This window comes from Terribacillus saccharophilus (assembly GCF_002272075.1).
GTDB lineage: Bacteria > Bacillota > Bacilli > Bacillales > Amphibacillaceae > Terribacillus > Terribacillus saccharophilus_A.
In genome coordinates, this window is sequence record NZ_NPBJ01000003.1 from 220,269 (window position 1) to 246,565 (window position 26,297).

Here is a 26,297-nt window from a genome sequence, read left to right on the forward strand (position 1 = left end):
AGAACAAAATGAGCTTTTTTCAGAAACTGAAAAACAAATTCTCTAATACAAGCAACGAAACAGATCAGCAAACACCTGAAAAGTACAAAGAAGGTCTGAAAAAGACCCGTACTTCCTTCTCTGATCGGATGAATAATTTGATGGCACGTTATCGAAAAGTGGATGAGGACTTCTTTGAGGAATTGGAAGAAGTACTTATCGCTTCCGATGTAGGTGTGAACACAGTGATGGATCTCGTGGATGAGCTCCGTATGGAAGCAAAACGCCAGAACATCAAGGATAGTATTCAGCTGAAGGATGTCATCTCTGAGAAACTGGTTGAAATATACCAAGGTGATGAAGATGAACAGCCGCAGAAGCTAAAAATGAATGATGATGGACTTACGATTTATTTGTTTGTCGGCGTCAACGGTGTCGGCAAGACAACTAGTATCGGTAAGCTGGCGTATAAGCTGAAGCAGGAAGGCAAGAAAGTCGTCATGGCCGCAGGAGATACTTTCCGGGCAGGAGCGATCGAACAACTGCAAGTATGGGGAGAGCGGACTGGTGTAGAAGTGATTCGCCACAATGCTGGCAGTGATCCTGCAGCTGTTATCTATGATGGTATTAAAGCGGCACAGGCTCGTGGTGCAGATGTACTTCTTTGTGATACAGCCGGCCGTTTGCAAAATAAAGTGAATCTGATGAATGAACTGAACAAAGTACATCGTGTTATCGAACGTGAAGTACCAGGAGCACCGCATGAAGTGCTACTCGTACTGGATGCAACAACAGGGCAGAATGCTCTTGCACAGGCGAAGACATTCCAAGAAACAGCCAATGTCTCTGGTATCGTTTTATCCAAGCTGGATGGAACAGCTAAAGGTGGTATTGTCTTGGCGATCCGGAACGAGATGAAAATCCCGGTCAAGTTTGTCGGTCTAGGCGAACAAATGGAGGATTTGCAGGAATTTGATCCAAATGCCTTTGTATATGGTCTATTCGCTGATTTAATGCAGGATGAGGAACAGGCGGAATAGCAGTTTCTTGACAGCTGCGCACTAGGTTGGCTACAATTTTGTAAAGGCATTTCACTTAACAAGGGGTGCGGCTCATGTTAGAGAAAACAACTCGGATGAACTATTTGTTCGATTTTTATCAGGCACTGCTTACACCAAAGCAGCGCAGTTATATGGAAATGTATTATCTGGAAGATTTGTCACTTGGAGAAATTGCGGAAACATTTGAAGTTTCCCGTCAGGCAGTCTATGATAATATCCGGCGTACAGAAGCGATGATAGAAAGCTATGAGAAAAAGCTGCATCTTTATGATCGCTTCAAGGAGAGGAGCACGCTGCTGGATGAGCTGGAAGAAATAATGGACTCCAGCCAGTCCGGAGCAAAAGACTTGATCCAAAAGATAAAAGAATTAGATTAGGAGGTCGATTCCATGGCATTTGAAGGATTAGCCGACCGACTGCAGAGTACGATACAGAAAATTCGCGGGCGCGGTAAAGTTACAGAACAAGACGTAAAAGAAATGACACGTGAAGTACGACTGGCGCTTTTGGAAGCAGACGTTAACTTCAAAGTTGTGAAGCAGCTGATCAACAAGATCAAAGAGCGAGCTATCGGTCAGGAAGTAATGGAGAGCCTTACACCTGGTCAGCAGGTTATCAAGGTTGTTCAGGAAGAACTGACACAGCTTATGGGCGGCGAGCAGAGCAAGATTGCTGTCGCAGACAGACCGCCGACTGTCATCATGATGGTTGGTTTGCAAGGTGCGGGTAAGACGACAACAACAGGCAAGCTAGCAAACCTTTTGCGCAAGAAACATAACCGTAATCCGTTGCTCGTAGCAGCTGACGTATATCGACCGGCTGCTATCGATCAGCTAGAGACACTTGGCAAGCAGCTTAGCCTGCCGGTATTTTCGATGGGGACAGAAGCAAACCCAGTCGATATTGCTAATGAGGCGATCAAGAAAGCGAAAGAAGAGCATCATGATTATGTCATCATTGATACGGCTGGCCGTTTGCATGTAGATGAGAAGCTGATGGATGAGCTGACACAAATCAAAACGAACGTCAAACCTGCAGAAATCTTCCTTGTGGTAGATGCAATGACAGGTCAAGACGCTGTAAATGTAGCGGAGAGCTTTGATAGCCAGCTTGATATTTCTGGTGTTGTATTAACGAAGCTTGATGGTGATACACGAGGCGGGGCTGCACTATCCATTCGTGCTGTAACCGGGAAACCTATTAAATTCGTCGGTATGGGAGAGCGCACAGACCAGCTGGAAGCCTTCCATCCGGAACGAATGGCTTCTCGTATCCTTGGCATGGGAGATGTGCTTTCACTAATCGAGAAAGCACAAGAAAACGTCGATGAGAAGCAAGCGCGCGACTTGGAAGAGAAAATGCGCAGTATGAGCTTCACTTTCGACGATTTCCTCGAGCAGATGAGTCAGGTGAAGAAAATGGGGCCGCTTGGTGACCTTCTGGATATGCTTCCTGGCGCAGGCAAGATGAAGAACATGAAGAACGTCCAGCTGGATGAGAAGCAGCTTGTGTACGTCGAAGCGATTATCCAATCGATGACACGCAAGGAACGGCAGGAGCCGTCTTTAATCAATGCCAGCCGCAAGAAACGGATCGCAAAAGGCTCTGGCCGCAGTGTATCCGAAGTCAATCGTTTGCTGAAACAATTCGAAGATATGAAGAAGATGATGAAGCAAATGACGAACATGCAAAAGGGTAAAAAAGGGCGCGGAATGAAATTTCCTTTTATGTAATGTAAAAACCCTTTACAGTGGTTATTTAATCTGATACAATCATATCTTGTGAGAAACATTATTTTGGAGGTGCAACAACATGGCAGTTAAAATTCGTCTAAAACGTATGGGTTCTAAAAGAAACCCTTTCTATCGTGTCGTAGTTGCTGATTCTCGTTCTCCTCGTGACGGACGTATTATCGAGCAAATCGGAACATATAACCCAACAGTTAACCCAGCTGAGGTTAAATTGGATGAAGTAAAAGCGATGGACTGGATGGCTAAAGGCGCTAAGCCAAGCGACACAGTTCGTAACCTTTTCTCTAACGAAGGAATCTTGAAAAAGTTCCACGACTCAAAAAACCAGAAGTAAAGGGCTGATCGATTCTGAAAGCACTCATTGAAGCGATGGTTGCTCCGCTTGTTGATTTTCCTGAGCAGATCGTCGTGCATCAAAGGGAAGAACAGCATAAGGTCATCTATCAGCTTCAGGTGCATGAATCTGATATTGGCAAAGTGATCGGCAAGGACGGCCGTAATGCTCGTGCCTTTCGCGCAGTGCTGCGTGCTGCATCCGCTGATCACAAAAAACGCATTTATCTGGACATAGTGTAAAAGGGAGAGGGAAACCTTTCCCTTTTTTACAATGTAAAAAAAGTTTTTCCAGCAGAAAGCCAGGTGTCCGATGAAGATAATCCGAAGCTTGCGCGTCGATGAAGTGATCACTGAATCCAGCAAAACAGCACTCAGAGAACGTCTTCAAAAGACAGCGCGTCAACTTGACCAAGAGTGTCAACAGCTGTTGTTCGAGAAACGAAAACTCGAAAAGAAACAAGGTGTATCCAAACAGGATGTGCACAAACGTTTCCAGGCAGAAATCCGGAAACGAGAGGAAAAAGCGGCTACGATCGCATTCCAGCTTTCGCAGCTGGACGTGCTGCCGATTGGCAGTGAGATCATGATTCAAGAGGTTGAAGCTCTTGTTGAAGTTGAAGTAGGCATGAAATGGGACGAGCTTGCATCGAAAAAAATCGTCATCCAAGATGGCATTGTCATCCGGATAGAATAATGAAGGTGATAAACTATGGATATAAAAATGTATAATGTAGGAAAAGTCGTCAATACACATGGAATAGCTGGAGAAGTCCGGGTCGTACGAATCACGGATTTCGATGAACGCTTTGAGCCGGGAGAAGAATTGTATTGGTACCAGGACGAAAACAGTAAGCCCCAAAAGCTGATTGTAAACACACATCGCAAGCATAAGACTTTCGATTTGCTTACTTTCCAAGGGTATACAACGATTAATCAAGTGGAAGAATTGAAGGGTGGTATCCTGAAAGTTCGCGAGGATCAGCTCAGCGATTTGGAAGAGGATGAGTTCTATTACCACGAGATTATCGGCTGTACAGTTGAGACAGTTGAAGGAGAGGCGCTCGGCAAGGTGAAAGAGATCCTGTCCCCTGGCGCAAACGATGTTTGGGTTGTACAACGTACGAAGCAGAAGGATCTGCTAGTGCCTTATATAGAACAAGTCGTTAAACAGATTGATATTGAAAGCAAACGCATCGTTATTGAACCGATGGAAGGATTGCTGGATCTATGAGAATTGACATTCTGACGCTATTTCCGGAAATGTTTGAAGGCGTGCTGCAGCATTCCATTCTAAAAAGAGCCCAAGAGCTTGGAGCCTTTCAGCCGAATCTGGTGAACTTTCGGGAATTCACGACAAACAAGCATAAAAAAGTAGATGACTATCCGTATGGCGGCGGAGCAGGTATGGTATTGGCGCCGCAGCCAATCTTTGATGCGATTGAACATGTGACAGAGGGCTCTGCCAAGCCTCGTGTCATTCTCATGTGTCCGCAGGGTGAGCCGTATAACCAGAAGAAAGCGGAAGAATTGGCGAAAGAGGAGCATCTGATTTTCATTTGCGGTCATTATGAAGGATACGATGAACGTATCCGTGAAAACATTGTGACAGATGAGATCTCTATCGGTGACTATGTACTGACCGGAGGAGAAATCGGTGCGATGGCGGTTATGGACAGTGTTGTCCGTCTTCTGCCTGATGTTTTGGGCAATGCTTCTTCTGCACCTGAGGATTCGTTCTCGACAGGACTGCTGGAACACCCCCATTATACGCGCCCTGCCGACTTCCGAGGCATGCAGGTGCCGGAAGTTCTTACCTCTGGTGATCATGGTAAAATAGAAGCTTGGCGCCGGGAGCAATCGCTTTACCGAACAGCTACAAGAAGGCCTGATCTTCTATCGGATGCAGAGCTTTCTGACAAAGAACGTGATCAAGTGAAAAAGTGGCAAAAAGATTGAATAATACTTTGAATTCATAAGCCAAGTATGGTATATTAAATGCTGTGCTTACAACGGTAAGCGCCATATTACAATGTTCCGCTGTCGTATTTTTACGAGAATGAGCATTGGTGAGAAGGAGTTGAACAGAATGCAGGAATTAATTCATGACATTACAAAAGAACAGCTTCGCGCTGATCATCCTGAATTCCGTCCCGGAGATACGGTTAAAGTTCACGTTAAAGTAGTAGAGGGAACACGTGAGCGTATCCAGTTATTCGAAGGTGTCGTTATCAAACGTCAAAACGGCGGAATTTCAGAAACTTTCACAGTACGTAAGATTTCTTCAGGCGTTGGTGTAGAACGTACTTTCCCAGTACACAGCCCACGTTTGGAAAAAATCGAAGTTAGCCGTCGTGGTAAAGTACGTCGTGCGAAACTTTATTACCTACGTAAACTTCGCGGAAAAGCTGCTCGTATCAAAGAAATCCGCTAAGTACCAGAAAAGAGAGCTTGCTTCGTCAAGCTCTTTTTTTGCTATATAGACCAAATAGATCTAGTAGACAATTGGAGGCTTATAGATGGCCAAACAGAAAAATGAATGGCTAGATTGGCTGAAGGCTTTAATCATCGCTGTCATTATTGCGGTGGTAGTTCGGATGTTCCTGTTTGCTCCGATTGTAGTTGACGGACCTTCCATGCAGCCAACCTTGCATGATAATGATTTTATGATAGTGAATAAGATAAGCTACCGTTTCGGTGAGCCTGAACAGAAAGATATTATAGTCTTTCACGCTACTGAATCGAAGGATTACATCAAACGGGTGATTGGTGTGCCGGGAGATCATGTCGAAATGATCGATGATACATTGTATATAAATGGTGAAATCGTGGATGAGCCTTATCTGGACAGTGAGAAAGAGGCGCTTGCAGATGGCGGTAACCTGACGAATGATTTCACTCTTGAAGATCTGCCGGGCAATTACGAGGAGATTCCAGAGGGCTATGTGCTCGTACTCGGGGATAATCGCAGAAATTCAACCGATAGCAGATACATCGGCTTAATACCGGAAGATCAGATCGTCGGTAAAGTACAGCTAACGTTCTGGCCGCTTGATCGCATCGGTCTGACAAAATAGGAGGAACATATTCTCGTGACGATTCAATGGTTTCCCGGCCATATGGCCAAAGCTAGAAGAGAAGTAGAAGAAAAACTAAAGCTCGTAGACTTTGTCATCGAGTTGGTGGATGCAAGGGCACCAGAAGCATCACAGAATCCGATGCTTCGCAAAGTGCTGGGCGACAAACCGAAAATGGTCGTACTTATGAAGAAAGACTTGGCTGATAAATCGGTTACTGATGCATGGATCCGGTATTATGAGGAAAAAGGTACACCAGCTCTTTCTGTCAATGCTGATGAGAAAAACGACATACAGCGTGTTGTCCAGCGCGCACATGATATGCATGCTGCGAAACGGGAAAAATGGAAGCGCAGAGGCGTGCAGAATCCACCGCCTGGTCGTGCGATGATTATCGGCATACCTAACGTTGGAAAATCAACACTCATCAATCGGCTAGCAAGTAAAAAAATTGCAAAGACAGGCGATCGTCCAGGTGTTACCACGCAGCAGCAGTGGATCAAAGTGAAGAAGGATTTCGAGTTGCTGGATACACCAGGGATTCTTTGGCCGAAATTCGAAGACCCGCAGGTTGGTTTAGTGCTTGCTGCCATTGGTACGATCAAAGATCAGATTTTGCCAATGGAGGAAGTAGCAACGTTTATTCTTAACTATCTGAAAGAGCACTATCCGAAGCAGGTTGCACAAAGATATGCGATAGAGGATATTTCCATGGACACAGTCGAAATGTTCACCCATATCGGACGATTCCGAGGTGCGCTTGAAGCTGGCGGTGAAATTAATTATGAAAAAACGTACGAGATCATTATTCGGGATCTCCGCAGTAAGCGGATTACGAATGTGACATTCGAAAAACCAACAGTGTAAGAAACGGACATACATATTTCTTTTATGTATGTCTTTATTTTTTGTCTACATAACCGATAAACAGAGAAAAGGGAGATTGTTTATGAAAGATGTATTGACGATCCAGCAGATACGAGCTCACTTACAGGAAGGAACATATTCGGAGGAGATGCTTTCATCCTGGCAAGAGGATCATCGTACAGGTGTTCAGAAGCTTATGGACGCCCATAAAAGGAAACAAGTGAAAGAACAGGAGCTTCGCGAGCAATACGATCATATGTGCAGCTTTGAAAACGCCTATTACGAGAAAGGGAAGCAGTATATCGCGGGTATAGATGAAGCGGGCAGAGGTCCGCTCGCGGGTCCGGTTGTTGCAGCAGCAGTAATCTTGCCAAGAGATGCCTACATAGCAGGCTTGAATGATTCGAAACAGTTGAGCGAGGCGAAAAGGGAAGCTTTATATGAGCAAATTATCGACACTTGTATTGCCTATGGAGTAGGTATCGTAACCAGCCAAAGAATTGATGAAATCAATATCTATCAAGCTGCCAAACAAGCAATGCTGGAGGCTGTCGATGAGTTGGAATGTCAGCCGGACCATGTGCTGGTAGATGCTATGCCTCTCTCAGAATTGTCTTGTACATATGAATCCTTGATCAAGGGAGATCAGCGCAGTGTTTCGATTGCAGCAGCAAGTATCATTGCGAAAGTGACAAGAGATCGGATGATGCAAGAGGCGGATACAGCCTATCCAGGTTATGGCTTCAAAGATCATATGGGCTATGGAACCAAGCAGCATCTGGAAGCATTGCGTAAGCAAGGGATTACCCCATTACATCGACTGAGCTTTGCTCCTGTCAAAGATCTTTCCCGCGTTTAAGAAGGAAGTGACATCATGCATCACCTTAGTATCCAAAGCTCTCAAGGTATTAAGCAAGCTCAGCAGCCGCAAGAGGAAAGAAACTTTAGGCCAGGGGAGGTCGTAACCGGAAAGATTACGAAGTTTTTTCCTGATAACAAAGCATTGCTGCAAATCGGTGCCAAGCAAGTTATTGCAGAATTGCAGGCATCACTGACTGCAGGAGGTACTTATTGGTTTGAAGTAAAAGAAGGAGGAGAGCGTCCTTTATTGCAGGTTTTGCCCCAAACCGCTGGGAACCAAGCTGATGTTTCTCAGTTAATTGAGCTTGCTGGTATGAAACCGAATAAAATGAATACAAGCTTAGTGGAAGGCTTGATGAAACAGCAGACTGCATTTACGATGCCTCAGCTGAAACAAGCACTAAATCTTTTGCAGCAGAAAGAATTGCAGCCTGTGGAAGTAAGGAAACAAGCGCTGCAGCTTATGCTTCAGCGGCAGCTGCCCTTAACAGAAAGTGTCCTCCAAGCTATCACGGCGCGACAGACACAAGATATGACAGCTTCCCTTCGTGAACTCACCAATACTGTACCAGTCGGTAGTGATAAAGCAACGCCACTTCAACAGATGCTCGGGAAACTGGCGCCTGCTGGTCCAGCAGTGCATGAACAGCAGCTTGTAAAGCAGATTATCCAAGAGGCACAAGCAGGAAAACAGGATATGTATCAAGCTATCCGCCCGTCTTTACCTGCTGCTGTGCCATCCTTTACTGTCTGGCAAAGAGAATGGCTGGCATATGATAAGCAAATGGATGTAGGCAGAAGTGTTCCGCAGCAGTTAATTCAGGAATCTGGGAGTTCATCTAACAGAACAACAGGTATACTGCCGTTTTCTCAAGCACTTGATAGTTTCATATCCGAGATGCAACTTGTCGGTAAGCAATCTCCGGCTGCCCAAGAGAGCCTCCAGACTACGCTGTCGACGGTCCGGCAGCTCCTTAGTATGTTTCCGGATCGGTCGCTGCCTCATGAAATAATCACCGGTCTGCGTACAGCTTTGGAACCCTTTCAGTCAGCACCAATGGCTCAAGACATATACAGCCAGCTGGCAAAAGGGAATGTAGATAACCAGCAGCTGCAAGCGAAGAGTACAGAATTACTCCAGCTTCTCCAGGTGACACAAACGAATGAGCAAAGCAAAGATGGAGATTTTTTCAAAAATCTGCTCCAAGATATTGTAAGGCAGACTGGATTTTCATATGAACACGATTTAAACGATGCCGATGCTACGGATCTGCCTTTAAAAGGTTTGCTCCTGCAGCACGCAGCACAAGGTAGTGAAAGAGCAGAGCTCTCCTCTCAGCTTCTTCAGCAAATTACCGGAAGCCAGCTGCTTCAGGTTCAGGATGATAAACAAATGGCTTACATCCAGCTTCAGCTTTCAGGCGCTCCGTTTGGATTCGATAAAGATATTTTGATGGAGCTGGAGGGCAGAAAAGAAGCTGACGGACAGTTATCTTCTGATCACTGCCGTATTTTGTTTTATTTGTATTTACCTTTTCTCGATGACATGGTAGTAGATATGTACGTACAGAAAAAGGCTGTCAGTCTGCATATTTATACAGAAGAAGGGAAAGCAGAACAAGTCATGCGTCCGCTTCAGCAAAAGCTAAAATCAGCACTCAATACATTCGGCTATCATCTTTCTTCTGTAAAATATACGATCAGCAACAATGCAAAAGAAGCAAGCTATGTTGATACAAGCTTGCATGCTGTACATACCGAACAGAAAGGTGTCGACTATCGCATATGACAGAGAAAAGGTACGTTCGGCAAGCAGCGGCCCTGAAATATGACGCTGCCAAAAAGCAGGCGCCGGTCCTTGCGGCAAGCGGGAAGGGCCTGACTGCCGAGGCAATCATAAAACGTGCTCAGGATAATGGTGTGCCGATCCAGCAAGATCCGGCTTTAGTAGGTCTATTGGCGGAGTTGGAAGTAAACGAGATGATTCCAGCGGATCTCTATGAGGCAGTGGCAGAGGTCTTTGCATTCATTTACCAGGCAGACAAGCAGGCAGGGAAATAAGCGTCTCTTTGATGGGATGCTTTTTCCATAAATTCTCTTATGAAAGCATTTTCATAAATTTTCAGCAAAAAGGCATCCTCTTCTTTATTCGTCCTTATAAGTTTTATGTAGATTCTGTCTTTTCCATAGTTTTTGGTAGACTTTTGCAGAAGAAATCGTTTACAATAGTCTTGCACGGAATCTGACGGGGAGGGTACAGAATGAATATTCATGAGTATCAAGGCAAAGAGGTTTTGCGTGAATTTGGTGTGTCTGTTCCTGCTGGTAGAGTGGCATTCAGTGTCGAGGAAGCTGTGGAAGCGGCGCAAGGCCTGGGCACAAATGTATGCGTTGTCAAAGCGCAGATCCACGCTGGCGGACGCGGGAAAGCAGGCGGTGTGAAAGTAGCGAAAAGCTTGGATGAAGTTCGTACATACGCCGAGGAAATCTTAGGCAAGACGCTTGTAACGCATCAGACAGGCCCAGAAGGAAAAGAAGTGAAACGACTTCTAATCGAAGAGGGCTGTGATATCCAGAAAGAGTATTATATCGGTCTTGTTCTTGATCGCAGCACATCCCGAATCGTAATGATGGCGTCTGAAGAAGGCGGTACAGAGATCGAGGAAGTTGCAGCAGAGACACCGGAGAAAATCTTCCGGGAAGCGATCGACCCTGTTGTCGGTTTGACTGGCTACCAAGCTAGAAGATTGGCATTTGCTATTAATATTCCGCCAGAATCGCTGAACAAAGCTGTCGGGTTCATGATGAGCTTGTATCAGGCTTTCGTAGAGAAGGATTGCTCCATTGCTGAGATTAATCCGCTTGTTACGACTGGCGATGGTCAAGTATTGGCGCTTGATGCCAAACTGAATTTTGACGAAAACGCACTATACAGACATAAAGATATCGTCGCGCTTCGCGACTTGGATGAAGAAGATGAAAAAGAAATCGAAGCTTCTAAGCATGATTTGAGCTATATTTCCCTTGATGGGAATATCGGCTGCATGGTAAACGGTGCGGGTCTCGCAATGGCTACGATGGATATTATCAAGCATTACGGCGGAGATCCCGCTAACTTCCTCGATGTTGGGGGCGGTGCTACGACTGAAAAAGTTACCGAGGCCTTCAAAATCATTCTGGCTGATCAAAATGTCAAAGGTATCTTAGTCAATATTTTCGGAGGCATTATGAAATGTGACGTTATTGCTGAAGGTGTAATTGGTGCATCCCGTCAAGTCGGATTGGAAATTCCGCTTGTCGTGCGTTTGGAAGGAACGAACGTGGAGCAGGGCAAGAAGCTGCTCGAGGAGTCCGGATTGAACATCACATCGGCAGCGTCCATGGCAGATGCAGCAGAGAAAATCGTCGCACTTGTAAACTAACGGGGGAGGTACAAATTCATGAGTGTTTTTATTAATAAGGAAACAAGAGTACTCGTACAAGGTATTACTGGATCTACGGCGCTTTTCCATACAAAGCAGATGATTGAATACGGTACCCGGATTGTTGCCGGTGTTACGCCAAAAAAAGGCGGTACCGAAGTGGAAGGCGTACCTGTTTATAATACAGTGAAAGAGGCAGTACACGAAACTGGCGCAACTGCTTCAGTAATCTATGTTCCGGCAGCTTTTGCAGCTGATGCGATTTTAGAAGCTGTGGACGCGGAGCTTGATCTGGTCATCTGTATTACAGAGCATATTCCAGTTATGGACATGGTTCGTGTGAAGCGAGCGATGGAAGGTAAGAAGACAAGATTGATCGGTCCGAACTGTCCTGGTGTCATCACACCGGAAGAGTGCAAAATTGGTATCATGCCTGGATATATTCATAAAAAAGGACATATCGGCGTTGTATCACGGTCTGGTACCTTGACGTATGAAGCAGTGCATCAGCTCACACAAGCTGGCATTGGCCAATCCACTGCGGTTGGTATCGGTGGGGACCCAGTTAACGGAACGGATTTTATCGATGTTTTGAAAGCATTCAATGAAGACAGAGAGACGAAAGCGGTCATCATGATCGGAGAAATCGGCGGTACAGCGGAAGAAGAAGCTGCCGAATGGATCCGTCAAAATATGAACAAACCTGTCGTCGGTTTCATCGGCGGTGCAACGGCACCTCCAGGTAAACGTATGGGCCATGCTGGTGCCATCATCTCTGGTGGAAAAGGCACAGCTGACGAAAAAATCAAAGTCTTGGAAGCTTGTGGTGTAAAAGTAGCGAATACGCCAGCAGTTATGGGAGAAACTTTGATTGAAGTGCTGAAAGAAAAGGGACTGTACGAAATCTGTCAAACGCATTAAGATGAAAGTGGGCCGATTATTCGGTCCGCTTTCTTATCTTTTTCAGAGACAGGAGTGGTAAATTGGAGAAACGTAAAAGATTATTGTTGCTGCACCGAGTGCTGCGGGGACGGCGTAAGGTCATGCAGCGTATCCTCACACTCGATCCTCGATTGGACAACCTTCTACATTCATCCTTCCATGAACTGATGAGTTATTATCAGCTCCCCGAATCTTTTGCACTTACATTGTTCCACGAACTGCAGGACGAAACACATCTTACCTCTTTGGAGCAGGACATGCAGACCTTTTGCACTTTAACTTGCTTTGATGAAGCTTTTCCAGCTGCTCTAAGGCACATACCTGATCCTCCGCTTGTACTTTATGCTGCTGGCAATATCGAGCTCCTTGGCAGTCTGCCTGCAATCAGCGTAGTCGGCACTCGTCAGCCAACGAAGGCTGCTGCCGATAAGGTGGCTTATTTTTTAGCTCCGCTAGCTGCTGCCGGGTGGACAATTATCAGCGGTATGGCAAAGGGAATCGACAGTATGGCGCATCAAGCAGCGATTCGCAGTAATGGCAATACAATAGCTGTATTAGGAGGCGGTTTACGTCAAATATACCCTCGTTCGAATCAGGAGTTATTTGACAAATTAGCAGTGACACAGCTTGTTCTCAGTGAGTATTATCCCGATCAGCATCCGCAGCAGCATCATTTTCCGGAACGGAATCGAATCATCAGTGGACTCGGTTTCTGTACCCTAGTAGTCGAAGCCAAAAAACATAGCGGTACAATGCATACCGTCATGCATGCATTGGAACAGGGAAGAGATGTATTTGCTATACCCGGAGACCCTCTGGAGGACCGGACAGCAGGCTGTCATCAGATGATTTCAGAAGGAGCCGGAATCATCTTTGAACCGGGTCAGCTGATTGACGAATGGGAACGTAATAAGTCGAAATGGATACACTTTATATAGTAGAAACTTGCTTTTTTCTGTATGCTTTATTACAAAATATAGCAAGTTATGTTTGACAAACGGAATATAAGTATTTAATAATAGGGAAGATTTATCGGACAATATATAAAAAATAAACAGAAAAAGAAAACCTCTTGGGAGGAAACAATATGGCAGATTATCTTGTAATCGTGGAATCTCCAGCTAAAGCGAAAACAATCGAACGTTATCTAGGTAAAAAATATAAAGTAAAAGCAAGCATGGGACATATCCGTGACTTGCCGAAAAGTCAGATGGGTATCAATGTAGAAGAAGACTTTGAACCTCGCTACATCACTATCCGAGGAAAAGGACCTGTGCTCAAAGAATTGAAAAGTGCAGCCAAGAAAGTAAAGAAAGTATATCTCGCAGCCGATCCCGATCGTGAGGGTGAAGCGATTGCATGGCACTTGGCGCATAGCTTAAACATCGATGAGACTTCTGAGTGTCGTGTGGTCTTCAATGAGATTACGAAGGATGCGATCAAGGAGTCCTTCAAGCATCCGCGCAGTATCGATATGGATTTGGTTGATGCTCAACAGGCTCGGCGTATCCTAGACCGACTTGTCGGATATAATATTAGCCCGCTGCTATGGAAGAAAGTGAAGAAAGGCCTGAGTGCCGGACGTGTCCAATCTGTAGCCGTGAAGATGATTATGGATCGTGAAAACGAGATCAAGAAATTCATTCCAGAAGAATACTGGTCAATAGATACAGCTTTCCAATCCGGAAAAAGCAGTTTTGAAGGATCATTTTACGGAGTAGATGGTGAGAAAGTAGGCCTCGCGTCCGAAGAAGAAGTCAATGAGATTCTCGAAAAATTGAACGGAAATGATTTCCAAGTCGATAGAGTGAACAAAAGGGAACGTAAACGAAACCCAGCAGCTCCATTCACGACGTCTTCCCTGCAGCAGGAAGCAGCGCGCAAACTCAATTTCCGAGCTCGTAAGACAATGATGGTGGCGCAGCAGCTTTATGAGGGAATTGATTTAGGTAAAAAAGAAGGCGGAATCACTGGTCTGATCACCTATATGCGTACCGACTCCACTCGTATATCTAACACAGCCAAAGAAGAATCAGCCAATTACATCAAAGAAACGTATGGCGAAGAGTTCCTTGGTTCAGGTGCAAAAACGAAACAAACCGAAGGTGCTCAGGATGCCCATGAAGGTATTCGCCCAACGTCTGCGTACCGGCACCCAGATAGTGTAAAAGCAATCTTGTCACGTGATCAGTTCAGATTGTACAAACTCATCTGGGAACGTTTCACTGCAAGTCAGATGGCACAGGCTGTCCTGGATACAATGACCGTTCACCTTGTAAATGAGGGTGTAGAGTTCCGGGCAACAGGATCCAAGGTTAAATTCAAGGGATTCATGAAGGTTTATGTGGAAGGTAATGATGATAACAAGAGTGAAAAAGACAGGCTGCTTCCGAATCTGGAAGAAGGCATGACAGTGAAGGCGGAGGAAATCACACCGAACCAGCACTTCACACAGCCACCTCCGCGCTATACGGAAGCTCGGCTTGTCCGTACGATGGAAGAACAGGGAATCGGCCGTCCATCTACCTTTGCACCGACACTGGATACAATTCAGCGCCGCGGCTATGTAACGCTCGACAACAAGCGTTTCGTACCGACAGAACTAGGAGAAATTGTAATTGATATTCTGGAGGAATTTTTCCCGGAGATCATTGATTTGGAGTTCACAGTGAAGATGGAAGAAGATCTTGACCACGTTGAGGAAGGTAAGACACAATGGGTCACTATCATCGATGAATTCTATAAAGGCTTCGACACAAGATTGGAAAAAGCGGAGCAGGAAATGGAAAAAATCGAGATACGGGATGAACCTGCTGGTATCGATTGTGAGGAATGCGGGCATGAGATGGTATACAAAATGGGGCGCTACGGTAAGTTCCTCGCTTGCTCCAATTTCCCGGATTGCCGTAATACGAAGCCGATTCTGAAAAAGATCGGAGTAACTTGTCCGAAATGTAAGGAAGGCGAAGTTGTCGAACGTAAGTCGAAGAAAAACCGCGTATTCTACGGCTGCGATCAGTACCCAGACTGTGATTTTCTCAGCTGGGATAAACCGATCTCGAGACCATGTCCGAAATGTGACTCCATGCTTGTCGAGAAGAAAGCGAAAAAGGGAACGCAGATTACATGTTCCAGCTGTGATTATAAAGAAGAAGTTCAGCAGTAGTACGAAAAGACTCCGGCTTAATGATAGCCGGAGTCTTTTGTTTGAATTGTTAAGACTTTGTGAAAACAAGAGCAGGAACCGGAAATGATTTGACACAGTTTTATACGAGGTCTATAATAACGGATTGGAAAGGAATTTTGCTTGACACACTTGAGGGGAAATACCGTATGACAAATGGATTCGTCATTTCTATGATGTAACTGCTCCGATCATTGAAAAGGCCAGCATCAATATGTACAGAGTATACCTAAAATCACGCAATGACAAAGGTGAAGCTGCTTATTTGAACTGTCGATGACGAAAAAGAAAAGAGAATCTATCATTTCTAGCAAGCGCTTGTTTAAGCTGAAACGGTACCTTTGAAAGAATTCGAGAAAGAGATCTACATCTCAGGATGCCATGCTGATTGAAGCGGTGACAGAATGTGGTGAAATGATGTACTCTTCGGTTCGCTGAAGCCGGCAGGATTGAAGGATTCGTAAAATGGGGAAAACCATATGCAGACGTTCGGTCTCGTTAGGATGACACCGAAGAACACTTTACAACCTTGTCGAATTCCATACTTACTTTAATCGGAAGTTATTGCACATTATATAAAGCATGCAAACAGTGAGGATCTAGCTAATAAACGCTAACTTCGGTTTGATCCATGAACTGAATAAGATGATTAAAATATAAGCAAAATTGTAATTAAACTTATGCTAACCGTACATTGACTTCAATTCAGAATTTTTCTACAATTTAATTTCTAACGTTTGCTTCTCTGCTTGAAGTTATGATAAGCTTTATACGCTTGAAGTGAGGCGATTAAATTGAAAAATGCAGAACAGTTCGTTCAAGAGTTCAAATCTTATTTGCAAGTGGAGAAGCATGCTTCCCCGCATACGGTTTACTATTATCTGAATGATGTGAATTTTTTCCTTGAATTCCTTCATTCGGAATCTATTTCGTTTGAACAAGTAGATCCGGGAGTAGTACGCGTTTTTCTTACACGATTATATGAGAAGAAGCTATCAAGACGGACGGTATCTCGGAAGATATCCAGTCTCCGTTCTTTTTACAAGTACCTGGAGCGGGAAGATATTGTCACGTCAAACCCATTTTTGCGGCTTGTTCAGCCAAAGGCACCTGCTTATGTACCCAGCTTCCTTTACGAACAAGAGCTTGAGAAACTGTTCGAAGCTTCTGATTTGGAAACTCCGCTGGGACAGCGGGATCAAGCTATCCTTGAGTGTTTGTATGGTACTGGTATGCGTGTCAGTGAGTGTGCAGGTATAACATCAGGCGACATAGATTTCTCTATCGGGACAGTCCTTGTCCGCGGTAAGGGACGTAAGGAGAGGTATGTTCCGTTTGGCAGTTTCATGGAAAAAGCAACTCAGAGATATTTGCAGGATGGCCGCAATCGTCTTTTAGAAAAGGCGCAGGAAGATACCGACAAACTGTTCTTAAACAGCAGAGGAAAACCGATTACGGAACGGGGGATTCGTCTCATCCTGAATAAACTAGTTGAGCAGTCCGCTGTACATATGCACCTGCATCCGCACAAGCTGCGCCACACATTTGCCACGCACATGCTGAATGAAGGTGCTGATTTGCGTGCTGTGCAGGAATTGCTTGGTCATGAGCATCTGTCCTCTACACAGATTTATACGCATGTGACGAAAGATCGGCTGCGTACGATATATATGAATACCCATCCGAGAGCGAATCGGGATTAAAGGAGATGGATAGCCATGAGTTCTGAATTTCATGCCACCACTATTTTCGCCGTACGTCATAAAGGTGAGTGCGCAATGTCTGGAGATGGACAGGTGACACTCGGCAACCAAGTTGTCATGAAACATAAAGCAAAAAAAGTCAGAAGATTATTCAAAGGTCAGGTGCTGGCGGGCTTTGCTGGTTCGGTAGCTGACGCGTTTACGCTTTTTGAGAAATTCGAAGGTAAGCTGGAAGCATATAACGGCAACCTTGCCAGAGCTGCAGTGGAATTAGCGAAGGAATGGCGCAGTGATCAAGTCCTTCGGAAGCTGGAAGCGATGCTGATCGTGATGAACAAAGAGCAAATGTTTCTTGTTTCAGGAACTGGGGAAGTCATTGAACCGGATGATGATATTCTGGCTATCGGCTCAGGCGGCAATTTTGCCTTAAGCGCAGGACGCGCTCTGAAAAGATACTCCGAAGAGAAGTCGGCAGCTGAAATTGCTCAGGCTGCGCTTGAGATTGCTGGAGAAATTTGTGTATTCACGAACGATCAAATCACGTTGGAGACATTGGAGGCGTAATGATGGAGGCTAACTTAACCCCGAAACAAATCGTAGCGCAGCTGGATCGATATATTATCGGTCAGCAAAATGCCAAGAGATCAGTAGCGGTGGCATTAAGGAACCGTTATCGCCGCATGCAGCTTGATAGTGATTTACGCGATGAGATAACGCCGAAAAATATTCTGATGATCGGACCGACAGGTGTTGGTAAAACAGAGATCGCCAGAAGGCTGGCGAAACTCGTTGGGGCACCATTCATTAAAGTGGAAGCAACGAAATTCACTGAAGTCGGCTATGTCGGCCGTGATGTAGAATCGATGGTAAGGGATTTGGCTGAAGCTTCCGTAAGGCTTGTGCGGGAAAACAAGATGGAAGCTGTACAGGATAAAGCCGAAGAACAAGCCAAGAAGCGACTCGTTAAACTGCTTGTTCCTGAGACGAAAAAGCAGGCGAATAATTTCAAAAATCCATTCGAGATGCTCTTTAACCAGCAGCAGAGTGAAGAGCCAGAAGAAAAACCTTCTGATGAAATCGAATCCAAACGAGCTCGTACAGAACGGATGCTCGATATGGGCGAGTTAGAAGACACTATGGTAACAATTGAGATTGAGGAGCAGCAATCCTCCATGTACGATATGCTTCAAGGATCCGGTATGGAGCAGATGGGGATGAATATGCAGGATGCTTTGGGGCAATTCATGCCGAAGAAAAAGAAAAAGCGTCGTTTGCCTGTATCTGAAGCACGACCGCTACTTGTTCAGCAGGAAGCGCAAAAGCTGATCGACATGGACGAAGTATCGCAGGAAGCAGTACAACTGGTAGAACAAGCCGGAATCATCTTCATCGATGAAATAGATAAAGTTGCTGCTAAAGGCGAACAAGGTGCTAATGTATCCCGAGAAGGTGTCCAGCGAGATATTCTTCCAATCGTAGAAGGTTCTACTGTGACAACAAAATACGGACCTGTTAAGACAGATCATATTTTGTTCGTAGCAGCAGGGGCCTTTCATATGGCAAAGCCGTCTGATTTAATACCGGAGCTGCAGGGGCGTTTTCCGATCCGTGTTGAATTGGAGAAGCTATCTGTCGAGGATTTCAAGAAGATTCTTATCGAGCCATCAAACGCATTGCTGAAGCAATATAAGGCATTATTGGAGACAGAAGGTATAAATGTGGAGTTTACGGACGAAGCTGTTACCAGATTAGCGGAAGTGGCTTTTGAAGTGAATCAGGAAACAGATAATATCGGTGCTCGTCGTCTTCATACCATCTTGGAGAAGCTGCTGGAAGACTTAAGCTTCGAAGCAGCTGATATCAACATGGGGACAATTCAGATTACCCCTAGCTACGTAGATGACAAACTAGCATCAATCGCAAAAAATAAAGATCTGAGCCAATATATTTTATAACATTACAGGAGGAAATCATGAAATTATTAGATAAAGCAAGAGATATAAACTTTATGCTGCAAAAGACAGCAGGAAAGGCTGTCAACTTCAACAATATGTCAGAGACATTGCAACAGGTTATTGAGAGTAATACCTTTATCGTAAGTCGCCGTGGTAAATTGCTTGGTGTTTCGATTAACCAGGCAATCGAGAATGACAGAATGAAGCAAATGCTTGAAGAAAAACAATTTCCGAAAGAGTATACAGAAGGACTTTTCCAAGTTCAGCAAACAACTGCAAACATCGGTATCGATAGCCCTTATACAGCATTCCCTGTCGAGAACAAAGATCTTTTCCAGGGTGGTTTAACTACAATTGTACCAATCATCGGTGGTGGTGAACGTCTTGGTACATTGATTCTCAGCCGTCTTGCAGAAAACTTCAGTGATGATGATTTGCTGCTAGCTGAATATGGTGCAACAGTTGTAGGGATGGAAATCCTTCATCAGAAAACAGCAGAAATCGAAACAGAAGCGCGCAGCAAAGCTGTTGTGCAAATGGCGATTAGCTCCCTTTCTTATAGTGAATTGGAAGCAATCGAGCATATCTTTGAGGAATTGGACGGCAGCGAAGGTCTCCTAGTAGCAAGTAAAGTGGCAGATCGTGTGGGTATTACACGTTCCGTTATCGTTAACGCGTTGCGAAAGCTCGAAAGCGCAGGAGTTATAGAGTCCCGTTCTTTAGGGATGAAAGGTACTTACATTAAAGTTCTTAATAACAAATTCCTAGTTGAATTACAAAAGCACACAAGCTGATATAAAAGGAAGCAGGCCAAAAAGCCTGCTTCCTTTTTTTGTTTATAACCGTGACTCTTATACCATAAGTAACTGCCTGCTTAGACATAAAAAAGAAAACCCTTTCAAAAACTTAACGTCTTCTATGTTCTACTGTAGTAAAATGTGTTTAGTTTTTTTGGTGAAGAAAGGTAAAAACTCGGGATATAAAATCGGGATGATGGACTTTAATCATGTCATAAGAAAAGTTAACATCAAAAAGCGGGCGAAATATGTAAGTTAATGGCTTTTAGGTAGGTTTAAAGACTTAGTAGGCTTAGACCATTTTCGCATATATAAGAAAATTATCACAGAACATATAGACACGACTTCCTCCTTTCAATACAATAATCGTGTACATTAGAGCTAATTCGACGGCAGGCATAGCACTCTGGGAGGAACTACAATGGACCTATATGGCAAAACAATTCAATCTTTAGATCGTTCACTGGATTATGCCAATCTCAAGAATCAAACTATTGCTAACAATATAGCAAATGCCGATACACCTGGATATAAGACAGAAACAGTTTCATTTAAAGATACTTTGCAGGAGACAATGGATGCTTCATTTACTGCTAAACGTACAAATCCAAAGCATCTCGCTTTCGGCAGTACAGGAGATACATCCGAATTTCAAGTAACAAAGAAGGATAATACGACCTATACCAACAGTGGAAACAATGTTGATATTGATAAGGAAATGTCTGAGCTAGCAGATAACCAGCTATACTATCAGGCACTTGTAGACAGGATGAGCGGTAAATTCAACAGCTTGTCCAAAGTGATCAAAGGAGGTAATTGATTGTGACTATTTTTTCTTCCTTGAATACAAGCGCTAGTGCGCTTACAGCCCAGCGATTGCGGATGGATGTTGTATCATCCAATATTGCGAATGCAGAAACGACACGGGCAACTATTGATGAAGATGGGAACTATGTCCCTTACAGACGTAAAATGGTTTCCTTGGAGACGCAGGAAACAAAAAGCTTCTCTTCTTTCTTAGAAAGGGCACAAGGCAGCTCGACTAGTTCAAATGGTGTGAGAGTATCTGAAGTCACTGAAGATGAATCCGAATTTCAGATGGTTTATAACCCATCTTCACCTGATGCGAACGAGGAAGGTTATGTAGCAATGCCTAATGTCGATCCTTTAAAGGAAATGACAGATTTAATGAGTGCTACGCGATCCTATGAAGCTAACGTTACAGCAATGAACGCAACAAAAGGAATGCTTCAAAAAGCTTTGGAAATCGGAAAATAAAGGGGGGTAACAAATGGCAGTTGAAGGAATCAGCGGAATGGTCGGAACGAGTGGCCTAACTTCCGTAAAGCAGGCAACGCCTGCTCAGGCACAATCAAGCTTTACAGAAAGCTTAAAATCCGCAATAGAAAGCTTAAATGAAACACAGCAGGCATCGGATAAGATGACACAAGACCTCGCTGCAGGAAAGGTTGATAACCTGCATGATGTTATGATTGCGTCTCAAAAAGCAAGTGTAGCACTGGATGCAGCTGTACAAGTACAGAAGAAAGCAATCGATGCTTATACAGAAATGATGCGCATGTCTATGTAAGTAGGATATATAACGTATCCTCATTCAAAGTAGATATGCTTTTATTATGAATTTGACCTATGCTTTGGGGGAACAAGATGAATCAGCGAATTGCAAGCTACAAAGAAAAGATAACGAGTTTCTGGCAGACAAGACCTGGATGGCAAAAAGCACTAATAATATGTACCCCGATTGTTCTTATTCTAATCATCGGTATCACTTCTTTTTTTGCGACAAAAGAAACGATGGTTCCGTTGTATAAAGATCTTTCTGCCCAAGAAACTGGCAAGATAAAGGAAGAATTGGATGCGCAAGGTGTCAAGTATGAACTTCAAGGTAACGGATCAACTATCCTTGTGCCAGATACACAGGCAGAAGGGCTGCTCGTTGATTTAGCGGCAGAAGGTTTGCCGGAAACCGGCAGTATTGATTATTCTTTCTTCAGCAACAACGCTTCATGGGGTATGACAGATAACGAGTTTGATGTTATTAAACTCGATGCCTTACAGACTGAGTTGTCTACGCTTTTGACCAATATTGATGGTATCAAGAGTGCTAATGTATTGATTAATAAACCTACTGATCCTGTATTTGTTACTGACGAACAAGAAGAAGCATCTGCATCAATCGTTTTGAATACAGAAACAGGCTATGATTTTCAGCCAGATCAAGTAGAAGCGATGTATCGATTGGTATCGAAAACCGTGCCGAATCTTCCTGAAGAAAATATTGTTATAACTAACCAGGACTTTGAGTACATCAACATGGATACTGCCAAAGCAGGCGGAGATGCTTATACAAATCAGATGGGCATCAAGCAGGAAGTTGAGCAAGGAATTCAGCAGCGTGTGCAGCAAATGCTAGCTGCCATGGTCGGTGCTGAGAATGTTCGTGTATCTGTAACAACGGATATCGATTTTGATCAGGAAACACGCACTGAGGAACTTGTGGAGCCTGTTGATGAAGAAAATAACGAAGGGCTGCCGGTAAGTGTTGAGACAATTACAGAAACGTATGAAGGCGAACCAACGGCAGAAGGCGGCGTTGCTGGAACTGGAGAAGAAGAAGTTCCGAACATAGCTGCCGAGGATGAGACTACCGGAGACGGTGCTTATAACAATGTGAAAGAATCAGTAAACTATGAATTCAATAAGATAAAAAAAGAAATCACCGAGAGTCCATATAGTATCCGTGATATCGGCATTCAAGTTGCGGTTGATAGCAACAAGAACACCGCAGCACAGAACGGAGAGGCTCAACAGCTTACACAACAAGAACAAACACAAGTAGAAGAAAGCATCACCTCGATTCTAAATTCGATCGTGTCGACTTCTGTAGACGCAGAAGTAGCACAGACAATAAATCCTGAAAACAGTGTCTCAGTAGTCTTCCAGCCATTCGCTGCAAGTCAGGCTGCACAATCAGATGACACCGCTGGTTCAGGAATCCCAGTATGGGCATATATTGCTGGCGGAGTTCTTTTAGCTGCTGTAGCAGTACTCATATTCATGCTCATCCGCTCCAGAAGGAATCAAGAGGAAGAGGAAGATGATTTGCTGGAAAAAGAAGTGACAGCAGTACCAGTGGTAGTCGAAGAAATAGATGATACTCCAGAAACGGAATCAACACTGAAACAAAAGCAATTGGAAAAATTAGCACAAGAGTCACCAGAAGACTTCGCTAAACTACTGCGAAGCTGGATGGCTGAAGATTAAAGGAGCAATGAAGGAATGGCAGCTGTGAAAGGACGTTTGACAGGAAAACAGAAAGCGGCGGTCTTGATGATCTCTCTTGGAGCTGATACGGCTGCGAACGTGTACAAGCATTTGACTGAAGAAGAGATAGAACGCATGTCTCTCGAGATTTCTTCGGTCAAGAAAGTGGACAGTACAGAGAAGGAATCCATCATTGATCAATTCCACCAGATTGCCATTGCTCAGGATTATATATCCCAAGGCGGGATTGCCTATGCAAAGTCAATCTTGGAGAAGGCTCTAGGAGTGGATGAAGCTGCTGCAATCATGAACAGGCTGACATCCACCTTGCAAGTAAGACCATTTGATTTTGCAAGGAAAGCAGACCCAACACAGATTCTCAACTTTATTCAAAACGAGCATCCTCAGACAATTGCACTGGTTCTTTCTTATCTGGATCCGGAGCAATCCGGTCAGATATTGTCTGAGTTGCCGCAGGACATGCAGGCAGATGTTGCGAAGCGTATCGCTACAATGAGCAGTACATCGCCAGAGATCATAAGTCAAGTAGAACAGATACTTGAGAGGAACTTATCAGCGACTGCGACACAGGATTATACGCAGACCGGCGGTATACAGGCAGTTGTAGAAGTACTCAATGGAGTTGACCGCAGTACGGAAAGGACCATCCTTGATGAACTGGAAGTGCAAGACCCTGAGCTTGCCGAGGAAATCAAAAAGCGTATGTTTATCTTTGAAGATATTGTCACCTTGGATAATCGCGCGATACAGCGTGTCATCCGCGAAGTGGAAAATGATGATTTGAAACTCTCACTAAAAGTGGCAAGCGACGAAGTGAAAGATATTGTGTTCCAAAATATGTCTGACCGAATGGCGCAGACATTCAAGGAAGAGATGGAATTCATGGGTCCTGTTCGCTTGAAGGATGTGGAAGAAGCGCAAAGCCGAATTGTTTCTGTTATTCGACGATTGGAGGAAGTTGGCGAGATAATCATATCCCGTGGCGGAGGAGATGACATCATTGTCTAATATCTGGCAATCGGTTGCAGTGCAAGAGTCAAAAGTAATTGGTATAAAACCGATCAAGCTGTCGCTTGAGACTGCTGATGGTGCTGAACAAGAAGTATCTTTCCAAGTTGAGAAGCAGCGTTCAGAGCAATATGTCCAGGATGCGAAGAAAGAAGCTGACCAAATAATGGCAGCTGCCAACAAGGCAGTGGAAGAGCAAAGAGTCCAGTGGGAAGCAGAGCGGCAGGAATTAATGGAGCAAGCACAGTTGGAAGGATATCAAAAAGGCTTTGCAGCTGGACAGCAGGAAGGTCTGCAGTCGTATCAAGCGAAGATTGAAGAAGCACAAAATATGATTCAGCTGGCTCAGCAAGACTACAAAGCAACAGTAGAAGGCAGTGAGGATGCGTTGCTTGATCTAGGATTGAGACTTGCAGAAAAGATTCTTCATGAAAAACTGAAAGATGAACCAGAAAGCTATCTATCGCTTGTAAAGGGTGCTATTGCTGACTGGAAGGAACGATCCGATCTGCGACTTTACGTCCATACAGACAGTTATGAACTTGTCCTGCAGCAAAAAGAGGAATTAGCTTTGCTGACTGGAAATGATTTCGATCTTATGATTATGCCGCAGCATGATTTACCTGCTGGCGGCTGTATCCTTGAAACCAAGCATGGAAGAATTGATGCGAGCATTGATTCGCAGCTAACTGTTCTCCGAGAAAAATTGTTTGAAATCAGACGAGAGGAAACTCTTTGATGTTAGGGCGATATATTGATGAACTGGATAATTTGGATACCTACAAACGATATGGAAGAATTCATAGGGTCGTCGGATTGCTGATTGAATCACACGGTCCAGTCACAAGTGTCGGCGAAGTCTGTTATATTCATCCTTCTTCAAGTTCAGGAGAAAGGTTCCTGGCAGAAGTAGTCGGATTTGATGATGAAAAAGTGCTGCTTATGCCTTTTGCTCCTTTGAAAGACGTTGGACCTGGCTGTTTAGTCGAAGCGACTAGTTCGCCATTGTCAGTCAAGATAGGTCATGGGCTGATCGGCAGCATTATTGATCCGTTAGGACAGCCCTTAGATGGCAGTATGCTCCCTAAAGGCTTGAAGTCGTTTACAACGGATCGTAATCCTCCGAACCCAATGACTAGGCCTCGAATTTTAGAACCGCTGGAGACGGGGGTACGTGTAATCGACAGTCTATTGACAGTCGGTCAGGGACAACGAGTTGGAATTTTTGCCGGAAGCGGCGTCGGTAAGAGTACCCTTCTAGGGATGATAGCCCGCAAATCGAGTGCCGATGTCAATGTTATCGCTCTGATAGGAGAACGAGGGCGTGAAGTTCGAGAGTTCATCGAAAAGGACTTGGGCGAAGAAGGGATCAAAAGGTCAATAATTGTCGTTGCCACATCTGATCAGCCGGCTCTCATGCGGATTAAAGGTGCTTACACTGCGACTGCTATTTGTGAGTATTTCCGTGATCAAGGAATGCATGTGAACTTGATGATGGATTCGGTCACTCGGGTCGCAATGGCACAGCGTGAGATCGGTCTTGCCTCAGGCGAGCCGCCTACGACGAAAGGATATACACCGTCTGTTTTTGCCGCTTTGCCAAAGCTGCTTGAGCGAACAGGAACAAATGAACTTGGAGCCATTACAGCATTCTACACCGTGCTTGTAGATGGGGACGACATGAATGAACCGATTGCCGATACAGTGCGTGGTATTTTGGACGGACACTTCGTTTTAGATCGGAAACTAGCTGAACAAGGCCAATTTCCTGCTTTGAATGTCCTCAAGTCAATAAGTCGGGTGATGCCGCAAATCACCGACGAAGAAGTTTATCAGCTTGCACAGCGTTTACGGACGATGCTGGCTTTATATGAGGAAAACCGTGAACTGATTCAAATTGGTGCTTACAAAAGAGGTACGAATAATGAAATAGATGAAGCAATCGGCTATCAAAAACAAATCTTGGATTTCCTTAAGCAAGGAATGCATGAATTTACCAGTCGCCCGGATGCAATTCAGCTCATGAAGCAGCTGCTAGGAAAGGGATGATC

29 protein-coding genes and 1 pseudogene are annotated in these 26,297 nt (G+C 44.5%); all 30 read left to right on the plus strand.

The window, feature by feature from the left end; all coding sequences use genetic code 11:
• Positions 1-8: 8 nt before the first annotated feature.
• The 30 genes and pseudogenes from ftsY (at position 9) to fliI (ending at position 26,295) form a co-directional block, all read left to right on the plus strand.
• Entirely contained in the window at positions 9-1,019 is a 1,011-nt protein-coding gene (ftsY, locus tag CHH48_RS01785; protein ID WP_095217633.1) for a signal recognition particle-docking protein FtsY, read from the plus strand.
• A 74-nt stretch (positions 1,020-1,093) separates the two neighbouring features.
• Positions 1,094-1,417 carry a putative DNA-binding protein gene (locus tag CHH48_RS01790; protein ID WP_095217634.1) on the plus strand — a complete coding sequence of 108 codons (324 nt, stop codon included), beginning with the start codon at positions 1,094-1,096 and terminating at the stop codon, positions 1,415-1,417.
• 12 nt (positions 1,418-1,429) lie between these two features.
• A complete protein-coding gene (gene ffh, locus CHH48_RS01795) occupies positions 1,430-2,773 on the plus strand; it encodes a signal recognition particle protein (protein WP_038560118.1) in 1,344 nt (447 codons plus the stop codon).
• A gap of 79 nt (positions 2,774-2,852) precedes the next feature.
• Complete coding sequence (rpsP, locus tag CHH48_RS01800) at positions 2,853-3,125, plus strand: 30S ribosomal protein S16 (protein WP_095217635.1); 273 nt, start codon at positions 2,853-2,855, stop codon at positions 3,123-3,125.
• Positions 3,126-3,151: 26 nt separating this feature from the next.
• Entirely contained in the window at positions 3,152-3,367 is a 216-nt protein-coding gene (locus tag CHH48_RS01805; protein WP_342747511.1) for a KH domain-containing protein, read from the plus strand.
• 70 nt (positions 3,368-3,437) lie between these two features.
• The gene (locus CHH48_RS01810) at positions 3,438-3,821 is read left to right on the plus strand and encodes a YlqD family protein (RefSeq protein ID WP_095217637.1); all 384 of its coding nucleotides are present in this window, start codon (positions 3,438-3,440) and stop codon (positions 3,819-3,821) included.
• A gap of 15 nt (positions 3,822-3,836) precedes the next feature.
• Positions 3,837-4,358: a ribosome maturation factor RimM gene (gene rimM / locus CHH48_RS01815; RefSeq protein ID WP_095217638.1), complete on the plus strand. Its 522-nt coding sequence runs from the start codon at positions 3,837-3,839 to the stop codon at positions 4,356-4,358.
• Positions 4,355-5,083, plus strand: a complete 729-nt coding sequence (gene trmD / locus CHH48_RS01820) for a tRNA (guanosine(37)-N1)-methyltransferase TrmD (protein ID WP_095217639.1) — start codon at positions 4,355-4,357, stop codon at positions 5,081-5,083. The genes rimM and trmD overlap by 4 nt, the downstream gene beginning before the upstream one ends.
• Before the next feature lie 130 nt (positions 5,084-5,213).
• Complete coding sequence (rplS, locus tag CHH48_RS01825) at positions 5,214-5,558, plus strand: 50S ribosomal protein L19 (RefSeq protein WP_038560133.1); 345 nt, start codon at positions 5,214-5,216, stop codon at positions 5,556-5,558.
• 85 nt (positions 5,559-5,643) lie between these two features.
• Positions 5,644-6,201 (plus strand): signal peptidase I, encoded by a 558-nt coding sequence (gene lepB / locus CHH48_RS01830; protein WP_095217640.1) that lies wholly within the window; start codon positions 5,644-5,646, stop codon positions 6,199-6,201.
• Between the two features lie 15 nt (positions 6,202-6,216).
• Positions 6,217-7,068 carry a ribosome biogenesis GTPase YlqF gene (gene ylqF / locus CHH48_RS01835; protein ID WP_095217641.1) on the plus strand — a complete coding sequence of 284 codons (852 nt, stop codon included), beginning with the start codon at positions 6,217-6,219 and terminating at the stop codon, positions 7,066-7,068.
• A gap of 82 nt (positions 7,069-7,150) precedes the next feature.
• Positions 7,151-7,927, plus strand: a complete 777-nt coding sequence (locus CHH48_RS01840; RefSeq protein WP_245840280.1) for a ribonuclease HII — start codon at positions 7,151-7,153, stop codon at positions 7,925-7,927.
• 15 nt (positions 7,928-7,942) lie between these two features.
• Positions 7,943-9,718: a hypothetical protein gene (locus tag CHH48_RS01845; protein WP_095217643.1), complete on the plus strand. Its 1,776-nt coding sequence runs from the start codon at positions 7,943-7,945 to the stop codon at positions 9,716-9,718.
• Complete coding sequence (locus CHH48_RS01850; protein ID WP_095217644.1) at positions 9,715-9,990, plus strand: EscU/YscU/HrcU family type III secretion system export apparatus switch protein; 276 nt, start codon at positions 9,715-9,717, stop codon at positions 9,988-9,990. Before CHH48_RS01845 ends, CHH48_RS01850 begins: the two co-directional genes overlap by 4 nt.
• 200 nt (positions 9,991-10,190) lie before the next feature.
• Complete coding sequence (sucC, locus tag CHH48_RS01855) at positions 10,191-11,351, plus strand: ADP-forming succinate--CoA ligase subunit beta (protein WP_095217645.1); 1,161 nt, start codon at positions 10,191-10,193, stop codon at positions 11,349-11,351.
• A gap of 18 nt (positions 11,352-11,369) precedes the next feature.
• Positions 11,370-12,272 (plus strand): succinate--CoA ligase subunit alpha, encoded by a 903-nt coding sequence (sucD, locus tag CHH48_RS01860; protein ID WP_095217646.1) that lies wholly within the window; start codon positions 11,370-11,372, stop codon positions 12,270-12,272.
• A gap of 62 nt (positions 12,273-12,334) precedes the next feature.
• Complete coding sequence (gene dprA / locus CHH48_RS01865) at positions 12,335-13,231, plus strand: DNA-processing protein DprA (protein ID WP_095217647.1); 897 nt, start codon at positions 12,335-12,337, stop codon at positions 13,229-13,231.
• A 149-nt stretch (positions 13,232-13,380) separates the two neighbouring features.
• On the plus strand, positions 13,381-15,459 hold the full coding sequence (gene topA, locus CHH48_RS01870) for a type I DNA topoisomerase (protein ID WP_095217648.1): 2,079 nt from the start codon (positions 13,381-13,383) through the stop codon (positions 15,457-15,459).
• Positions 15,460-15,643: 184 nt separating this feature from the next.
• A pseudogene (locus CHH48_RS20000) lies at positions 15,644-15,935 on the plus strand (FAD-dependent oxidoreductase); the annotation flags it as partial.
• A gap of 336 nt (positions 15,936-16,271) precedes the next feature.
• Positions 16,272-17,180, plus strand: a complete 909-nt coding sequence (gene xerC / locus CHH48_RS01875; RefSeq protein WP_095217649.1) for a tyrosine recombinase XerC — start codon at positions 16,272-16,274, stop codon at positions 17,178-17,180.
• A 15-nt stretch (positions 17,181-17,195) separates the two neighbouring features.
• A complete protein-coding gene (gene hslV / locus CHH48_RS01880) occupies positions 17,196-17,744 on the plus strand; it encodes an ATP-dependent protease subunit HslV (protein ID WP_093726606.1) in 549 nt (182 codons plus the stop codon).
• Positions 17,745-17,746: 2 nt separating this feature from the next.
• The gene (gene hslU / locus CHH48_RS01885; protein WP_095217650.1) at positions 17,747-19,135 is read left to right on the plus strand and encodes an HslU--HslV peptidase ATPase subunit; all 1,389 of its coding nucleotides are present in this window, start codon (positions 17,747-17,749) and stop codon (positions 19,133-19,135) included.
• Between the two features lie 17 nt (positions 19,136-19,152).
• The gene (gene codY, locus CHH48_RS01890) at positions 19,153-19,929 is read left to right on the plus strand and encodes a GTP-sensing pleiotropic transcriptional regulator CodY (RefSeq protein ID WP_095217651.1); all 777 of its coding nucleotides are present in this window, start codon (positions 19,153-19,155) and stop codon (positions 19,927-19,929) included.
• Positions 19,930-20,353: 424 nt separating this feature from the next.
• The gene (gene flgB, locus CHH48_RS01895; protein ID WP_095217652.1) at positions 20,354-20,752 is read left to right on the plus strand and encodes a flagellar basal body rod protein FlgB; all 399 of its coding nucleotides are present in this window, start codon (positions 20,354-20,356) and stop codon (positions 20,750-20,752) included.
• Positions 20,753-20,754: 2 nt separating this feature from the next.
• Positions 20,755-21,210, plus strand: coding sequence for a flagellar basal body rod protein FlgC (flgC, locus tag CHH48_RS01900; protein ID WP_095217653.1), 456 nt, complete (start codon positions 20,755-20,757; stop codon positions 21,208-21,210).
• Between the two features lie 37 nt (positions 21,211-21,247).
• Positions 21,248-21,523: a flagellar hook-basal body complex protein FliE gene (gene fliE / locus CHH48_RS01905; protein ID WP_245840285.1), complete on the plus strand. Its 276-nt coding sequence runs from the start codon at positions 21,248-21,250 to the stop codon at positions 21,521-21,523.
• A 77-nt stretch (positions 21,524-21,600) separates the two neighbouring features.
• On the plus strand, positions 21,601-23,217 hold the full coding sequence (fliF, locus tag CHH48_RS01910; RefSeq protein ID WP_095217655.1) for a flagellar basal-body MS-ring/collar protein FliF: 1,617 nt from the start codon (positions 21,601-21,603) through the stop codon (positions 23,215-23,217).
• 15 nt (positions 23,218-23,232) lie between these two features.
• On the plus strand, positions 23,233-24,246 hold the full coding sequence (fliG, locus tag CHH48_RS01915; protein ID WP_095217656.1) for a flagellar motor switch protein FliG: 1,014 nt from the start codon (positions 23,233-23,235) through the stop codon (positions 24,244-24,246).
• Positions 24,239-24,985 (plus strand): flagellar assembly protein FliH, encoded by a 747-nt coding sequence (gene fliH, locus CHH48_RS01920; RefSeq protein WP_176466347.1) that lies wholly within the window; start codon positions 24,239-24,241, stop codon positions 24,983-24,985. The genes fliG and fliH overlap by 8 nt, the downstream gene beginning before the upstream one ends.
• Positions 24,985-26,295, plus strand: coding sequence for a flagellar protein export ATPase FliI (gene fliI / locus CHH48_RS01925; RefSeq protein ID WP_095217658.1), 1,311 nt, complete (start codon positions 24,985-24,987; stop codon positions 26,293-26,295). The genes fliH and fliI overlap by 1 nt, the downstream gene beginning before the upstream one ends.
• Positions 26,296-26,297 lie beyond the last annotated feature (2 nt).

Coding starts and splice junctions, on each gene's coding strand:
- CHH48_RS01845 (WP_095217643.1), top strand. CDS start 7,943: ATGCATCACCTTAGTATCCAAAGCTCTCAAGGTATTAAGCAAGCTCAG.
- hslV (WP_093726606.1), top strand. CDS start 17,196: ATGAGTTCTGAATTTCATGCCACCACTATTTTCGCCGTACGTCATAAA.
- fliI (WP_095217658.1), top strand. CDS start 24,985: ATGTTAGGGCGATATATTGATGAACTGGATAATTTGGATACCTACAAA.
- ffh (WP_038560118.1), top strand. CDS start 1,430: ATGGCATTTGAAGGATTAGCCGACCGACTGCAGAGTACGATACAGAAA.
- fliF (WP_095217655.1), top strand. CDS start 21,601: ATGAATCAGCGAATTGCAAGCTACAAAGAAAAGATAACGAGTTTCTGG.
- sucD (WP_095217646.1), top strand. CDS start 11,370: ATGAGTGTTTTTATTAATAAGGAAACAAGAGTACTCGTACAAGGTATT.
- flgB (WP_095217652.1), top strand. CDS start 20,354: ATGGACCTATATGGCAAAACAATTCAATCTTTAGATCGTTCACTGGAT.
- topA (WP_095217648.1), top strand. CDS start 13,381: ATGGCAGATTATCTTGTAATCGTGGAATCTCCAGCTAAAGCGAAAACA.
- rpsP (WP_095217635.1), top strand. CDS start 2,853: ATGGCAGTTAAAATTCGTCTAAAACGTATGGGTTCTAAAAGAAACCCT.
- fliE (WP_245840285.1), top strand. CDS start 21,248: ATGGTCGGAACGAGTGGCCTAACTTCCGTAAAGCAGGCAACGCCTGCT.
- CHH48_RS01840 (WP_245840280.1), top strand. CDS start 7,151: ATGAAAGATGTATTGACGATCCAGCAGATACGAGCTCACTTACAGGAA.
- trmD (WP_095217639.1), top strand. CDS start 4,355: ATGAGAATTGACATTCTGACGCTATTTCCGGAAATGTTTGAAGGCGTG.
- lepB (WP_095217640.1), top strand. CDS start 5,644: ATGGCCAAACAGAAAAATGAATGGCTAGATTGGCTGAAGGCTTTAATC.
- rplS (WP_038560133.1), top strand. CDS start 5,214: ATGCAGGAATTAATTCATGACATTACAAAAGAACAGCTTCGCGCTGAT.
- ftsY (WP_095217633.1), top strand. CDS start 9: ATGAGCTTTTTTCAGAAACTGAAAAACAAATTCTCTAATACAAGCAAC.
- CHH48_RS01790 (WP_095217634.1), top strand. CDS start 1,094: ATGTTAGAGAAAACAACTCGGATGAACTATTTGTTCGATTTTTATCAG.
- hslU (WP_095217650.1), top strand. CDS start 17,747: ATGGAGGCTAACTTAACCCCGAAACAAATCGTAGCGCAGCTGGATCGA.
- CHH48_RS01850 (WP_095217644.1), top strand. CDS start 9,715: ATGACAGAGAAAAGGTACGTTCGGCAAGCAGCGGCCCTGAAATATGAC.
- sucC (WP_095217645.1), top strand. CDS start 10,191: ATGAATATTCATGAGTATCAAGGCAAAGAGGTTTTGCGTGAATTTGGT.
- codY (WP_095217651.1), top strand. CDS start 19,153: ATGAAATTATTAGATAAAGCAAGAGATATAAACTTTATGCTGCAAAAG.
- rimM (WP_095217638.1), top strand. CDS start 3,837: ATGGATATAAAAATGTATAATGTAGGAAAAGTCGTCAATACACATGGA.
- fliG (WP_095217656.1), top strand. CDS start 23,233: ATGGCAGCTGTGAAAGGACGTTTGACAGGAAAACAGAAAGCGGCGGTC.
- CHH48_RS01810 (WP_095217637.1), top strand. CDS start 3,438: ATGAAGATAATCCGAAGCTTGCGCGTCGATGAAGTGATCACTGAATCC.